General features: G+C 69.0%; 12 protein-coding genes and 1 pseudogene. 3 read left to right on the top strand and 10 right to left on the bottom strand.

Annotated features, from left to right (window positions below):
• Positions 1 to 35: 35 nt before the first annotated feature.
• The 6 genes and pseudogenes from ACGF8B_RS11935 to ACGF8B_RS11910 form a co-directional block, all read right to left on the bottom strand.
• Positions 36 to 791, bottom strand: a complete 756-nt coding sequence (locus tag ACGF8B_RS11935; protein ID WP_392737149.1) for a 2,3-diphosphoglycerate-dependent phosphoglycerate mutase — start codon at positions 789 to 791, stop codon at positions 36 to 38.
• Positions 788 to 1,291: an inorganic diphosphatase gene (locus tag ACGF8B_RS11930; RefSeq protein ID WP_392737147.1), complete on the bottom strand. Its 504-nt coding sequence runs from the start codon at positions 1,289 to 1,291 to the stop codon at positions 788 to 790. Before ACGF8B_RS11930 ends, ACGF8B_RS11935 begins: the two co-directional genes overlap by 4 nt.
• Positions 1,291 to 2,676, bottom strand: coding sequence for a hypothetical protein (locus tag ACGF8B_RS11925; protein WP_392737145.1), 1,386 nt, complete (start codon positions 2,674 to 2,676; stop codon positions 1,291 to 1,293). Before ACGF8B_RS11925 ends, ACGF8B_RS11930 begins: the two co-directional genes overlap by 1 nt.
• An 849-nt stretch (positions 2,677 to 3,525) precedes the next feature.
• Positions 3,526 to 4,543: pseudogene (locus tag ACGF8B_RS11920) on the bottom strand (IS1380 family transposase); the annotation flags it as partial.
• A 120-nt stretch (positions 4,544 to 4,663) separates the two neighbouring features.
• Positions 4,664 to 4,969, bottom strand: a complete 306-nt coding sequence (locus tag ACGF8B_RS11915; protein WP_392737143.1) for a hypothetical protein — start codon at positions 4,967 to 4,969, stop codon at positions 4,664 to 4,666.
• Positions 4,970 to 5,487: 518 nt separating this feature from the next.
• The gene (locus ACGF8B_RS11910; RefSeq protein WP_392737141.1) at positions 5,488 to 6,042 is read right to left on the bottom strand and encodes an AAA family ATPase; all 555 of its coding nucleotides are present in this window, start codon (positions 6,040 to 6,042) and stop codon (positions 5,488 to 5,490) included.
• A gap of 860 nt (positions 6,043 to 6,902) precedes the next feature.
• On the opposite strand from ACGF8B_RS11910, the gene ACGF8B_RS11905 reads away from it, so the two are divergent.
• The 3 genes from ACGF8B_RS11905 (at position 6,903) to aroA (ending at position 9,696) form a co-directional block, all read left to right on the top strand.
• Positions 6,903 to 7,259 carry a hypothetical protein gene (locus tag ACGF8B_RS11905; RefSeq protein WP_392737139.1) on the top strand — a complete coding sequence of 119 codons (357 nt, stop codon included), beginning with the start codon at positions 6,903 to 6,905 and terminating at the stop codon, positions 7,257 to 7,259.
• A 113-nt stretch (positions 7,260 to 7,372) separates the two neighbouring features.
• A complete protein-coding gene (locus ACGF8B_RS11900) occupies positions 7,373 to 8,179 on the top strand; it encodes a hypothetical protein (RefSeq protein WP_392737137.1) in 807 nt (268 codons plus the stop codon).
• 212 nt (positions 8,180 to 8,391) lie between these two features.
• On the top strand, positions 8,392 to 9,696 hold the full coding sequence (gene aroA, locus ACGF8B_RS11895) for a 3-phosphoshikimate 1-carboxyvinyltransferase (protein ID WP_392737135.1): 1,305 nt from the start codon (positions 8,392 to 8,394) through the stop codon (positions 9,694 to 9,696).
• A 53-nt stretch (positions 9,697 to 9,749) separates the two neighbouring features.
• Here aroA and ACGF8B_RS11890 read toward each other — a convergent pair whose 3' ends face one another.
• The 4 genes from ACGF8B_RS11890 to ACGF8B_RS11875 all read right to left on the bottom strand — a co-directional run bounded on the left by ACGF8B_RS11890 (position 9,750) and on the right by ACGF8B_RS11875 (position 12,882).
• Positions 9,750 to 9,893: a hypothetical protein gene (locus tag ACGF8B_RS11890; protein ID WP_392737133.1), complete on the bottom strand. Its 144-nt coding sequence runs from the start codon at positions 9,891 to 9,893 to the stop codon at positions 9,750 to 9,752.
• 84 nt (positions 9,894 to 9,977) lie between these two features.
• Entirely contained in the window at positions 9,978 to 10,520 is a 543-nt protein-coding gene (locus tag ACGF8B_RS11885; RefSeq protein WP_392737131.1) for an SMI1/KNR4 family protein, read from the bottom strand.
• Positions 10,514 to 12,043, bottom strand: a complete 1,530-nt coding sequence (locus ACGF8B_RS11880; RefSeq protein ID WP_392737129.1) for a DNA/RNA non-specific endonuclease — start codon at positions 12,041 to 12,043, stop codon at positions 10,514 to 10,516. The genes ACGF8B_RS11885 and ACGF8B_RS11880 overlap by 7 nt, the downstream gene beginning before the upstream one ends.
• A 206-nt stretch (positions 12,044 to 12,249) precedes the next feature.
• Positions 12,250 to 12,882 (bottom strand): sensor domain-containing protein, encoded by a 633-nt coding sequence (locus ACGF8B_RS11875; RefSeq protein ID WP_392737430.1) that lies wholly within the window; start codon positions 12,880 to 12,882, stop codon positions 12,250 to 12,252.
• Positions 12,883 to 13,473: the final 591 nt, after the last annotated feature.

Here is a 13,473-nt window from a genome sequence, read left to right as displayed (position 1 = left end):
GCGTCCCTTCGTCGGTCGGGAGCGGGCCGGAGCGGTCAGTCGTGGCCCTCGGCGGCCACGGCTTCGGCGGCGGCCCGCGCGGCGTCGGGCTCCAGGTAGCGCCCTCCGCGCACGGTGGGATGCAGTTCGGAGTCGAAGCCGTAGAGCAGCGGGGCAGCGGTCGGGATGTTGAGGTGCTCCACCTCCCGCCCGGTGAGCCGGTCCAGGACCGCGACCAGAGCGCGCAGCGCGTTGCCGTGGGCGACCACGAGCACCGTGCGGCCGGTGCGCAGTTGTGTCGCGAGTACGTCCGCCCAGTACGGAGTGACCCGCGCGATGACACCCGCGAGGCTCTCCACAGCAGGTAGACCGCCGCCGGCCAGCCCGGCGTACCTCGGGTCGGCGCGCAGGAGTGCGAGCTCGTCCGCCGTCAGCGGGGCGGGCGCTGTAGTGAGCGAACGGCGCCACGCCTGATACAGGGCGGGGCCGACTTCTCCTCGTACGTCGCGTTTGACGCGCCCGGTCAGAGCCCCGTACTGGCGCTCGTTCAGCCGCCAGGTGCGGTGGACGGGAACCCAGTCGCGGTCCAGCTCCGCCAGGACGATGTCCGCGGTGCGGATCGAGCGACGCAGCACTGAGGTGTGCACGAGGTCGGGTACGAGACCGTCGCGGGTCAGCAGCTCCGCCGCCCGGGCCGCCTGCTGCTCGCCGTGAGGTGTCAGGGGGACATCGGCCCAGCCGGTGAAGCGGCCCTCGGCGTTGGTGAGGCTCTGTCCGTGCCGCAACAGGATCAGCGTGCCCGGCGAGGTCACGGCGATCCTGCGGTGGGAGAACCGCCATCAGCGCGTTCTCGTGACGCTTCGATCTCGGCGTACGCCTGCTCCCTGCCTTCCCAGTGACTGCCTTCGACCGACTTACCGGGCTCCAGGTCCTTGTAGACCTCGAAGAAGTGCGTGATCTCCAGCCTGTCGAAGGACGAGACGTCGTCGATGTCCTGCAGGGTGGCATAACGCGGGTCATGGGCGGGAACGCAGAGGATCTTCTCGTCCGGTCCCTTCTCGTCCTTCATGACGAACATCCCGACGGCACGGCACTCGATGGTGCAGCCGGGAAACGTCGGTTCCCCGACGATCACCAGTGCATCGAGCGGGTCGCCGTCGCGGCCGAGCGTGCCCTCGATGTACCCGTAGTCGGCCGGGTATTTGGTGGAGGTGAACAGCAGGCGGTCCAGCCGGATGCGGTGAAGCGTGTGGTCCATCTCGTACTTGTTGCGTGATCCTTGAGGGATCTCCACCAGCACATCGAACTCCATCACGGCCTCCTGTCGAACGGGATGTCGGTTCTTGGCGGGTTCATCGGATCGGGCGGAGGGCTCTCCGCCGGGGCGGGCAGCCCGGTATGGACACGCCCGTCGAGAAGCGTCGGTGCGTGCAGGCTCAGATCTGTCCCGGCGCCTTTGGGTTCGTGCCGTGTGTGCCAGGCCTGCTTGCGCAGCACCTCGTCGATCTCCCAGCGCAGCAACGCGAGCCGGGCTTCCGCGACCTCCTGGACCGGGTCCGGTCGTGGGCCTGGCCAACTCAGGGCGTGGCGCAGGCAGATACCGTGCGTGTGCCCGTACTCCCGGGCACGCACGGGGTCGCGGAGCTGAGCGGTGAGCAGCGCCGCCTGTCGCCGGACGGCCTCGCGCTCCTCGGCGCAGGCGCGGCAGCGCGGCTCGGACCTGAGGTAGGGGCCCGCGCGGTCCCGTTCCTTGCCGTCCTGACCCAGCAGCGTGCGGAAGTGGTCGAGCCGTGTGCCCCATTGGCTGCGGTTCTCCGCGAGAACGGCTCGAACGTTCGGTCCGCCGGTCGCCGCGAGGTCGTGGAGGTGACGCGCGCACAGAACGGATTCCTCGCGCGCCGGCCGGCCCCGGCCGGTGGTCGTCGCCGCCCACTTCAGCAGTCGGCGGGCGCACCGGTGTTCGGCCAGGCACAGTGGGCAGCAGTCCATGCCCACATCTGCCTGCCACCGGCTCGTCGTCGAGCGCCGCCGGTGTCGCTCCTCGTCGAGGAGCAGGGGATCGATCCGGCGGTGGAGCGCGGCGCGGATGCGCGCGTCCTCGTCCGTACCGGCCAGCCACGCTGTTTCGCGTTCTTCCTCCAGCGCCGCGGATGCGGACTCGGCGAGCTGGAGCCCGTACTCGTAGGGGGCGCGGGTGGCGAGTACGGCGATGTGGGGCAGGCAGACCGCTCCGTCCTGCACCCCTTCCCGGACCGGTGGGTGACCGAGGGCGCACAGCAGTGTTTCCGTCGCCCGCCCGGTGGCGTCATCGCCTGCCGTGCAGCACGGGCACCGGGAGCGGCGGGTGCCAGGCGTACGGAGCAGCCGGGTGCCTCCGGTCAGTGCCAGGTCGAGCAGTTGTGGCATCAGCCAGGGGGACGAGGGGGCGGCGAGCAGGCGCCGGGTGTGAGCGGGGCAGAGCCCTGCGGATTCCTGGACCCGGGCGCGGGTTCCTTCCTGCCTGTGGCTTTCCATGACGAAGTACGAGAGCCAGCGTGCCGCCGACTCGTCCCGCTCCCGGCACACCGCGCACAGCCCGCCGTGCATCAGGTGCAGTGCCTCTCGCCGCCGGTGGTTCTCGCGTTCTTCTGCCTTGGCCCGTTGCGACCGGCCGGGCCGGAGCAGGGGCCGTACCCGGTCGCGGAAGGACACGGGCATGCCTGTGTGCACAGGGCCGGTCATCGTGTGTCCCCGTCCCGGCACGCTTGCTGCGCACGTCTGCGTACCTCGTCGCTCAGCTTCCGCAGGCCCGGAGCCGGCCTGCGCAGGCCGTTCAAGCGCAGCCGGGCGCGCTCGACGCGGGCACCCTGTCGGGAGGTGGAGGCGAGATTCACGGCCTGGTGAAGGGCCCACTCGTGGTGGGTGAGAAGTCGCGAGGCCCGTTCACCCAGAACGCCGACGTCCTCGTCCAGATGCATGGCACGCGGGCGCGCCGTCAATCGGTGGTGGCCCGGGTTCCGCGAACCGGCGTCCCGCGCGGCCCGGGACGGGAGGGGGCCGGGTTCTCCGCATGCGGCCACCGCCCGGTCTGCGAGCGACTGCGCTTCGGGCGCTTCGTCGAGGAGCGCCGCGAGGGCACACAACCGCACCTGCCGGGTGGGTGGCGCCGACGGGGACGGCTCGGGCCGCCGGTGCCGGAGGACGTGGGCTGTTGTGCTCAGAACGCCGGGAGCGTCGTGGGGCACACGTCGCGACGGCCGGGGCGCAGCGGGTGTGGACATGGCTCCTCCTGGTCGCAGCTTGCCAACCAGGGACCGTCAGCGGCGATTGGCCGCGGTTTCGGTGAGCCCCATCACCGGGACGCTCGAAGCGTACTTCCAGTGTGCCCTCTTTCTGTGCTATCCACCGGCGGTGCGGTGTTATGGCGTGTTCGTGTCAGTATCGAGGGCTGCGGCTGTCGCCGGGGTGGAGCCGGCCTGGTCCGGACGACAGGCCCTGGGTGAGGGCGGAAGCGGGAGTGACGGGTCCCGCAGCCACCGCCTTCGACGTCGGTGTCTGCGCATGGGCACCGTCCGCATCAGTGATCCGCAACTGTGCTCCGGGGCGAGGCCGTTCCTTCCGGACGATCAGCCGCATGCCCTTCGGCCAGCCATCCAGGACGTCGCCGGTGAGTTCGGCGACCCAGGCGCCGTCGCGGATCTCTCCGCCGGTCTCGACGGCCGGCGTCCATGCCGACGCCGGAACCTTCAACACGTGGCCGTGGATCTGCTCGGTGACTGTCATGCCGACCGAGTAGGACAGCCACCGTCCCCGCTGGGCTGGCCAGGCTACGAAGGCGTGGGTGCCGCCGGCGGAGTCAGTGCGGATCAAGGTCCGACGCCCGCGCCGGTACTCCTTCGGCAACTGGGCCAGGGCCAGTCCGGTAGCGGTGACGTGATCGGCCGCCGTGTTCGAGCCCGCGTTGCCCGGTCTGAGCAGGGCCGCAACCGGTTCGCCCGTGCCACCCGGTCCGTGGTCGACGAACCCTATAAGCGGGTGGTGACCGTAGGTCCTCTTCCAGGTGAGTGCGGCGTCCTCCTTGTCCGAGTGCGCGACCACCAGCACCCCGTCGAGATCCGCGGTTACCGTCCCGCACCAGCACCCCGTCGAGATCCGCGGTTACCGTCGCGCCCGCATCGGGCGCTTGCCGGTTGGCCAACCGTCAGACACGTTGGCGGACGTCTGCCCGCGCGGCACGGATGGCACGCAGAGCCTTCTCCCCGGAGACTGCGAGGGTGTCGATGAGGCGGGAGATCGTCGGGTCGGAGGCCACCGGTCCGAACACGGCTGGCTCGGCCCGAAGCATGCCGACATCCGCTAGGCAGTCCCCGCCCAGCGCGACCGCCAGGGCAACATCCAGCAGGACCTTGCCCGGGTCGTGGACGGCCCGGGGCTCCCGCCACGGCGCCAGCGCCGCCGATATCGCGTTGTCCAGGCCCGCCTTGCGGACGGTTTCGACCAGCAGCACGCCCCCAGCCTGGGAGACCACCGCCCGGCCACCGCCCTCGATGCGGACACACGGGTAGGACCCGATACGCTTCTCCACCTGAAGAGTGCTTCTTCCGTCAGCTGACAAGACCCTATGCAAGCCGCATCGTTGCAGGTCAGGAGCACTCTTTCTTTATCTGATCAAGACCCGGACAACCTCGCTCACAAGGGCGTGAGGTCAGCCGTTCTCCCGGCCCGGCAGAGGTGCGCCTTCCAGGAAGGCGCGATAGGTTTCGACAGCTTCCGGCTCGATTTCAGGGTCGGAGGGGCCGTAGCGGGTGTCCGTGCGGTCCCGCTTCGGCCCGGAGACCCAGAACTCCTCGTCGGTCTGCACGTCGTAGAAGTTCGCATCGAACATTCCCCCTGCCCGGCGCAGTGTCCTCCCGCGGAAGTACGCAGTACTCCAGGTCTTCGAGAAGTCCACCCATCCGATCCACGAGGGTCCGCGGTCGGTGTTGTAACCAGTCTTCAACTGCACGAACATGAGACGTCGAGGCATACCCACAGGGTCCTTCACAGACTGCTCCCGTGACCAGCCATTTTGTGGGTGCCTACGCGACCCCGCGACACCGCCGGCAAATGCTCAGGTAGGCGGCTACGGTACGACGCGCTCGTTCACCTGGAGAGTGCTGCCTCCTACAAGCCGCCAGAACCCCTGGCAAGTTCCACCGCCGCAGCTCAGTGGCACTCTCCGCTCGTCTGATCAAGACCCGCACAAGCCCGCTCGTGAAAGCCCGAGGCCAGCGAGGCTGCGAGCCGGCCGACCGGGCCGCCGCCCGACGAGGCCGGCAGCGTCATCGCCCGCCGGAACCGCACCGAACTGGTGCTTCCCCGCCGAATGTGCACACCGCCGGCTCGCGACCACGGGGCACTCCCCGCCACGCACGAACCTCTGCCGTCCCTCGGCGGCCCGCAGGCGGAGGACCGTGGTGGACGTGCCGGGCCGGCTGAGGTCTGCGACGACCGCAGCCGACCCGGTCGTCCGGGCTATCGCGCCGCTGGTCACGGGAGACGCAGGAGGGTGAGGGCCTGGGCGGCGACCTGTTCGGGGTTGAGCTCGGTGGTGTCGATCACGTCGGCCCGCTCGCACAGCCAGGTCGCGTACGCCTGCTCGTAGTCGGTCAGCTTGCGGCGCCGGAAGGCGCGCACCTTCTCGCTGAGCTCCTCGTTGTCGGGGAATTCCATGCTGGCCTCGATGCGGGCCCGGATGGTGTCGGAGTCGGCGTGTACGAGGAGGTGGCGCACTACGATGCCGTCCTTGTGCAGGGCGTCGAAGATGTCGTCGGCGTACTCGCGGCGGAGCAGCGTCATGGGGGTGATGACGGGTCCGCCGTGGGCGAAGTGATCGAGTTCGGTGCAGACCCGGGCGACGAGCTCGCGCCACATCGGGTAGTCCTGGAAGTCCTTCTGCCGGTCCGGGTGGTCGCCGATGCTTTTGCGCAGCAGGAAGCCGATGTCTTCGGGGTCGGTGGTGATGGCGTCGGCGAGGTGCTGGTGGAGCTGCGCGGCCAGCGTGGTCTTGCCGCCGCCGAAGGGGCCGTTGACCCAGATGATCATGATGTTTCTCTTTCGTGTTCGTACGGGCGTCCGGCCGGGCTGAGGTCCGACCGGATGTGGCTACTGCTGGGGGGCGGTGTCGTTCTGGTGGGGCAGGAGGGGGGACACGGTGCTGGTGGTAGGCGACGTGGAGTCTGTCCGCGTGCACGGCCCGCAGCCGGTCCAGTTCTGGGAACGGTTCTTCGGTCACGGTGAGGGGCACCGTGTGCCGGCCCGGTTCGGTGACCAGGACAGTGCGATCGTACGAGCCGCGCCGGGGAGCGAGGCCGCAGGTGGACGGGAGTCCCCGGCCCGCTCGGGCATGGTGACGTGGACGTCGGCCGGTTGGCCCGGATAGGCCGAGTCGCCTGTGCGGCCTCCGAGGCCGCCGGACCGGCCGGTCGTGTTGGGCGTGGCCGGTCCATTTCTGGAGTTCGGCGTTGCTGATGCGCCCGGGGTAGGGGACTTCCAGGGCGTCAGTGACGGCGTCAGTGGGGTCGCTGGACGGGAACTGGGTGGTGGTCAGCCGGCGCCGCCTGGCTCGTGGCGGCGCATACAGCTACCGTCCAAGATGTCCCAGTTGTCGCCGGCGTTGAATCGAGGCGCGGCCGAACACCGGTCGTTGTCCACCTCGCTGTCGCCGAAGTGTCCGTACGCGACGTGGTGGAGACGCAGGCCGGTGATCTCATTGGTGCTGACGGCGCTCGGTAGATCTGCGATCAACTCACGCTTGCAGCAGCCCTACTGGCCGGGCGTCAGCGGATCAGGCATTCCACGTCGATCGGGTGATCCGACCGAACGGGAAGGTTGTTCCCCTGAACGGCTGTACATGATCAGCGGGACTTCGGCTGTCAGATACTTTTCCGTCTTCAGGGAGTCCTGTGCGCACATCCCCTCTGTCTGCGGCCTTCGCCGCGACGCTGGTCGTCAGCGCCGCCGCGCCATCGGCTTACGCGGCCTCCGAGACGACTGCTTCGGACGTCGGGGGATTCGTCACCGACGGAGACCACGTCCACGTGTCCAGTACGCCGCCCGCGACAGCATCGGCACATGGCTGGTGGCTAGACCCGCTCGCCAAGCACGAAGCTCTGAAGGCAAAGGTCACCATCTGGCTTCAGACCAAGCACGGACAGACCTGGAAGACTGTCGCCGCGGGTTCCAAGAACGTCAAGGCCGGCGGCAAGGGCGCCAGCTCCCGCCGAGCCAATGCCCGCATGACATGCGAGAACCGGAACTAGACCCAGTGGCGCAGCGGCATAGATGTCGACTTGATCGGCATCGCGGACTCCCCGAGAAGGCGGTCGCCAAGGACGTCACCCTGTTGTGCGGAGCGTAGAAGGAGCGCAGTGGCATGGACGTGAGTGATCCGACCCTCATCATGGGCCTGCACGGGGTCTTCCACCGGCACCCGTGGATCGATCGCGTCCTTGCCGAGAACGACCTGGAAGACGAGGACGTGTTCAGCCTCGCTGTGACCAGGGCGGAAGCCTACGGCTGGAGCAGCACTCACCTGGGCCACGGGACGCTGGACGGCAGCCGATGGGGACACAACGACGCCGGTGAGGACTGGACGGAGGACAATCACGTCCGCCAACTGGCCTGGCTCCAGGTCGCCGTGGAAGAGCAACTGCACGGCCAACGACTGCCCCTGTTGCCCGTGGCCACTGTCCTCAGCGACGTACTGCATCACATGGGCACGTACACGCTCACGGGCCTGCACACGGTCGTACCCCTGCAACTGTCAACCGACGACGGCCTCGTCTACTTGTCGCAGGCCGCGGACTGGGTGGCCGCTGCGGGGCCGGGACCGTCGGCCGACTGTGTCATCTCCGTCGCGGCCCGGGATTCAGCCGGTCTGGCGACAAGGGCACAAGACGTGAATGCTCTGATTCTCGAACGCTCCTTGGGCCGCATGGCCATCCATCCCGGCAATCCCTCTGCACTCGCAGGAGGACTGGCTCCTCTCCTCGTAGGTGAGGTACAGACCGAGGGAATGCAGAACGCGGCATCGATCCGTTGCTCTTTGCCGGCCTGGTCCCTCGATTCCGCCATCTGGGCAGCCGAGGTCACGGTCGCCTCCATGCGCGATGCCGGTGTGAGAGAGCCGGCGCTCCTGACCATCTCCCAGAATGGCGATGCGCTCACACCGGACGTGTGAGCGGGATCCAGGTTCCCGGGAGCGTCCTTGCTGAGGACTCGGTCAAACGCTGACTTGGTGGCGCAGCAGCACGCCCGATCCGTTCAGCGGATGCCCTGCTTCGGTTCAGTCGTCCGTTGAAGGGCTGCCGCTGCGCGCCGGAGTGGTTGAGTGGTGGCACCGAGGCGGACTGCCCGTCGGCAGTGCGTTCACCCCGAGGGAGTATCCAGATCATGAGTTTTGACGCTGTTGAAGCGGTGCGGGTCACCGGTGCGGGACCGGCGGTGGGGGCACTGTGCGTGCCGGGCGACAAGTCGATCTCGCACCGAGCATTGCTCCTTTCGGCGCTGGCACATGGGACGAGCACGGTGACGGGCCTGTCGCGGGGACAGGACGTCACCCACACGCGCAGGGCGATCGAGCGGTTCGGCGTTGTGATCGAGGACGACGGCCACGGGCGGCTGCGGGTGGAGGGGCCGCTTCGGCACGAGCCGGACGATGTACTGGACGCCGGTAACGCCGGGACCGGGATCCGCCTCATGGCCGGGGTGTGCGCGGGCGTTGACGGGGTGTCGGTGCTGACGGGCGACCGGTTCCTGCGGCGCCGGCCGATGAGCCGGATCGCGGACCCGCTGAGGGAGATGGGCGCCCACGTCGACGGCCGGGAGCACGGTCAGTTCGCTCCGCTGGTGGTCCGCGGCGGGAATCTGCACGGCATCACCTACGCGCCGAGGGTGGCGTCCGCACAGGTGAAGAGCGCGATCATGCTGGCCGGGCTGTCGGCCGACGGTCCGACCACGGTGGTGGAGGCCCACCCGACGCGGCGGCACACCGAAGAGATGCTCCTCAGGTCCGGCGGCCGGGTCCGCGTCGAAGAGACGCGTGTGACGGTGGAGCCCGGACCTCTGACCGCCACCGACGTCGCGGTGCCGGGCGACCCGTCGCAGGCCGCGTTCTGGGCGGTCGCCGCACTGCTCGCCGAGGGCGGCAGCGTGGTCGTCGAAGACCTCTACACCGGGTTCGGCCGGTCCGACTTCGTCGGCGTGCTGCGGAAGATGAGCGCCGCGATCGAGTTCGACGAGGCCACGGGGACACTGACGGTGCGGTCCTCACGGCTGGAGGCTGTAGAGCTGACAGCAGCTGATGTCCCGGGCATTGTGGACGAAGTTCCGGTGCTCGCGGTCGCCGCGGCGGTCGCGGAAGGCACCACGGTCATCTCGGGCGCAGGTGAACTACGGGCGAAGGAGAGCGACCGGATCGCGCACACCTGCGGCATGCTGCGCGCGCTGGGAGTGACGGTGACGGAGACCGAGGACGGCATGGTCATCGAGGGCGGTGCCAAGCTGCACCCGGGCATCGTGAACAGCCACGGAGACCACCGGCTCGCGATGGCTGCAGCCGTCGCCGCAGCGTGTGCCACCGAGGGCGAAACCTTGATTACCGGGTGGGATTCCGTGGCCACCAGCTACCCGGGATTCATGGAGGAGCTGGTGCGCCTGACCGGGGCGGGTGTCGTCGCCGCGGAGGACGAGGTGTAGCAACGCAGGCAGTTGGGGCTGGGCGCCCCGGCGCATCTCTGTGCAGGCGCGGGCTACCAGGAGTAGCCGTGGGCGTCGAACTCCGGTGCGTAGACGTCCTCGATCGTGCGGCGGCCTGCCGGGGTGAGGACATCGCGGTAGTGCGAATCGGGCGGCCGGAAGTGGGCCTTGGCGCGTGCGAGGTCCAGGTCCGGCAACCGGCCGCCGTGAGCCGGGCCCGATCGCCCCCAGGGTCCCTGGGGGCGATCGCTGCCCACCCGTGTCCGCGGATCGGTTGCCGATCAGTCGATGCGGTCGCTCAGGCCCAGCACCTGCGGATAGTCACTGGGGAAGTCCCTGGGCATGCCCGGCACGTGGATGGTGCGCCCGTAGACGCCGGCCAGGAACTCGACGGCACCGACAGGGAACTCCGACCAGTCGCCGTTGTCTCCGCGGGCGACCACCGGCCATGCGTCCGGGTCCGCAGGGCTCGTCCTCCAGTAGAAGGAGTCCCCCGAATTGGACGACGCCCAGCTGATCAGGCCTCCCGGCTGCGGGAAGGGAACGTACTCCTCGGTGTCGCCCATCTCGAACAGGTCCTGAAGGATCTCGTCCTCCCTGGTCTCGGACGCCCACAACGCCTCGGCTCCGGGCCGGGGAACGGACACGCTCAGGAAGTCGTCGATGACCAGCACCGGGTACGCCTCCGCCAGAGCGTGGAAGTCTGCGGGCAACGCTATTCCGAGAACCGCCTCAAGGGCGCCCCAGTCCACGTTGCGCCCTCCAGCCACACGCCACTGTGTCATCGACGGAAGCGCGGCCTCCAGCTCTTCGATCCTCAGCATGTCGTCTGCCAATCCGTGATGTTCTGGACCACGACGCTGTCGAACAGTACCCCGTCCTTGGTATAGGCGGACATGGTGACACCGTCCGCGTATCCCGTAGCGTGGCTGTAGTTGACCTTCCCCGTGTACTGGACCCACTTTCCAGCCGCGAGCTGCCTCTCCATCTTGATTTCGCAGCGCCGCATACCACTCCGGTTCATGCGCTTGAACCCGGTGAACAGGTTCTCGTTGATCCAGTCGCCGCTCACCTTGTCGCCGACGATGTGCGTACGGTCGAAGATGTTGCTCATCCCCGACCTGGGAGTGTTCCGCGCGGCATCCGGGTACCCGTACACGTCAACCGATCCGGTGTCTCGGCCCGCGAGAGGGGGCTTGAGGTCGCGTGGGCAGAGCAGCGCGCTCGCCCCCTGGGCTCGGCCCTCCCCGTCCAGCGGCTGGTACCGGAAGCGTGACGACTTGGGCTCGCTGTCACATCGCCGCTTGTTGTCCGAGTCCGCGTCGGGCCCTGGCCGCGGCGGAGCGGCTGGAGCGGGTGTGCGTCCGGCGGGACCGGACGGAGTCCGGACCGCCGGGACGGACGTCACCTCGTCGATGATGATCCGAGTGCCGCTGATATTGGCCTGAGCCTGGCCGCCGCGTGCGATGGCCTGGTCGAAGGCCGCCCGCTGCGGAGAGCCGGACGCCCCGGACCTCTGCACCCTCAAGGCCCTGTAATGTCCGTTGGGCTTGCGGGCCAGACCGTCGTACGTGCTGACCGGGCTGCCGAGCCGTGCCGCCTGTGCGGCGGGCAGTGCGCTGACGGCGCTGGGCGACAGGTATGCCGTGCCCGGGCGCATGTCGACGGTGGCGCCGGTCTGCTTCGCGTACGCATTCAGGGCTGAGACCTGCGGCTGCCTGGAAACGCTGTCGGCAAGGCCGGCTTCCTCGGTCTGCGACTGGTCGAGGTACTGCGGTGGCCCCGCCGCGTCGCCGCCCTGGTTCATCATCGCTGCTGGGTCCGGCGGACTGTCGTTGAGGCTCTGGATGGTCTGGGCCATCTGCTGAAGCAACTGCCTCCCCAGGGACTGCAGTTGCTTCTCCTTGCCTCTGAACGTGCGGACTTTCGCGTCGTGTGCCGAGGAGGCGGTGGCGAGCAGGGACTTCTTCGAACGGAGCCTGGCCCCCTGCTTTCTGAGCTGATTCTGCTCGTTCTGCAGGCTGCTCTTCGTGGTCCGCAGCCGGGCCTGCTCGGCCCGCAGGCTGCTTGCCTCGGCAGCGTACGCGTTGGCTGCGGCGGCCTGCGCGGGCATCTGGAAGGTATGCGGCTTGCTGTTGTGGGCGCTGATTCTCGCGTTCAGCGATACCGTGCGCGAGTTGTAGCTGCCGGCCTTCTGATCCACCGAAGTGCTCTTGGAGTTGTACGCCGTGGTGGCAGTGCGCAAGGCGGCGGCGTCCTTGGTGATCCGCTCCGCCTCGGCGACCAGTCTCTTCGCCTGTTGCGCGATCGCAGCCTCCTGCCGGTTGAAGTCCTCGATCTTCCGCACGAGGTCCGCGGAGACAGCCCTGATGTCCGCGGACGGAGCCAAGGGAGAGACAGCGCCTGACTGGGCCAGGGCACCCCCCGTACGGGGGGCCGCACCGGCCGGTGCTCCCGTGCCGGCGATCGGCAGCAAGAGCGCCACCAGCCCCAGGAGGACGGCGCGCCGCATGGTGCGCCAGCGGCGAGCGACCGGTATGACCGTCTTCGCGATCACCGGCCCACCCTCCTGGCCAGCTCATCCGTGACCCTTGCGACGGCCGGCTGGGCGTCACCTGCCTGGCAGACCGAGACCTGGACGAGGCTCGTGCCGTTCACCCGTGCCTGGTGAGAGCAGGCCCAGTCCGCGTCGCCGTGCTGTGCCGCAGTCCATGCCACGGCGACCTGCGTGGACGGCTGCGCCTTGTACGTCCACTTCGAGGTGCGCCCGTCCTGATCGGTGCGCGTCGAGGACGAGCACGCGGTCAGCCCCTTGGCGAGGGTCGAGAAGGCCGTATTGGCTTTCTCGCTGTCCGGGAAAACGCCGATCACCTGATTCACGGTGTAGGCGCCCGTGGCCCCTGCGTCCTTGTAGGTCGCCGACACGTACGCGGTCCACGCCTGCCCGTAGACCGACTGGGTCGTCGGTCCCGCCGCGACGGCGCAGTGCGCCGGCGAAACGGTGAGCGGTTCGTGAGGACGGTTCGACTGGGCGCCGGCGACCACTGCCGTCATGGCCAGACGGCTGACACGGTCAGGGCTGAGAAGGTCCGCTTGGACCGTCCCCGCAGCAATGTGCGGCGGGCCGCTCGCAGGCTGTGTCGGCCAGAGCCACCACCCGATGCCGGCCAGGACGAGACAAGGCACCACCGCAGCCGCGAGCAACTTCCAGTGACGCAGAAGCCGGGCGACACCGCGCGCGCTCGCGCTCTGCGAGGGAACGGACTGCGCGGCTGGTTGCTGCGCTTCGCCACGCTTCGGCGCCGGCCGTGGTGGACTGGGCTGCGATGGGGTGGGGCTGGGCGTCTGTTGCCTCGGTGCCGATTGCGGCCCGTCGACCTCCGGTTGTGCTCCGGTCTTGGTCCGGTAGTGGTGCTCCACGGTGAATCCTGTTCTCCTTGGGTGTGTTCGTGGTGCGGAAGCCTTGTGCGGGCCGCGGGGACGCAGCTGTCACTTCCAGCGGACGCACACGGTGCAGGTGGGCGTGGGATGGTTCCGGACCGGCCAGGTCGACCTGCCGTTGTCAGCGCAGAGGGTGATGGCCCGGTAGCGGCTGATACGCCTTGTGATGCCGAGGACCGCGATACGAACGGTCGTCTCGCTCTCGGCCGGAGCACTGAACCGTGCGGTCTTGCCGGCTTCCACGGACCCGAGCTCCGCAAGCGGGGCTCGGCGTCCCCACGGTGACCTGCTGCCACGGAACGGCCCAGCAGCTGGGGCGACGGGAAGGGCGGGGGC

The sequence above is a fragment of the Streptomyces sp. NPDC047917 genome (assembly GCF_043204345.1).
GTDB classification, from domain to species: Bacteria; Actinomycetota; Actinomycetes; order Streptomycetales; family Streptomycetaceae; genus Streptomyces; species Streptomyces sanglieri.
Note: the sequence above shows the minus strand (reverse complement) of the source record. Positions and strands in the feature narration are given on the sequence as shown.

Coding starts and splice junctions, on each gene's coding strand:
- ACGF8B_RS11930 (WP_392737147.1), bottom strand. CDS start 1,291: ATGGAGTTCGATGTGCTGGTGGAGATCCCTCAAGGATCACGCAACAAG.
- ACGF8B_RS11900 (WP_392737137.1), top strand. CDS start 7,373: ATGGACGTGAGTGATCCGACCCTCATCATGGGCCTGCACGGGGTCTTC.
- aroA (WP_392737135.1), top strand. CDS start 8,392: ATGAGTTTTGACGCTGTTGAAGCGGTGCGGGTCACCGGTGCGGGACCG.
- ACGF8B_RS11915 (WP_392737143.1), bottom strand. CDS start 4,969: ATGTTCGTGCAGTTGAAGACTGGTTACAACACCGACCGCGGACCCTCG.
- ACGF8B_RS11925 (WP_392737145.1), bottom strand. CDS start 2,676: ATGCCCGTGTCCTTCCGCGACCGGGTACGGCCCCTGCTCCGGCCCGGC.
- ACGF8B_RS11910 (WP_392737141.1), bottom strand. CDS start 6,042: ATGATCATCTGGGTCAACGGCCCCTTCGGCGGCGGCAAGACCACGCTG.
- ACGF8B_RS11885 (WP_392737131.1), bottom strand. CDS start 10,520: ATGCTGAGGATCGAAGAGCTGGAGGCCGCGCTTCCGTCGATGACACAG.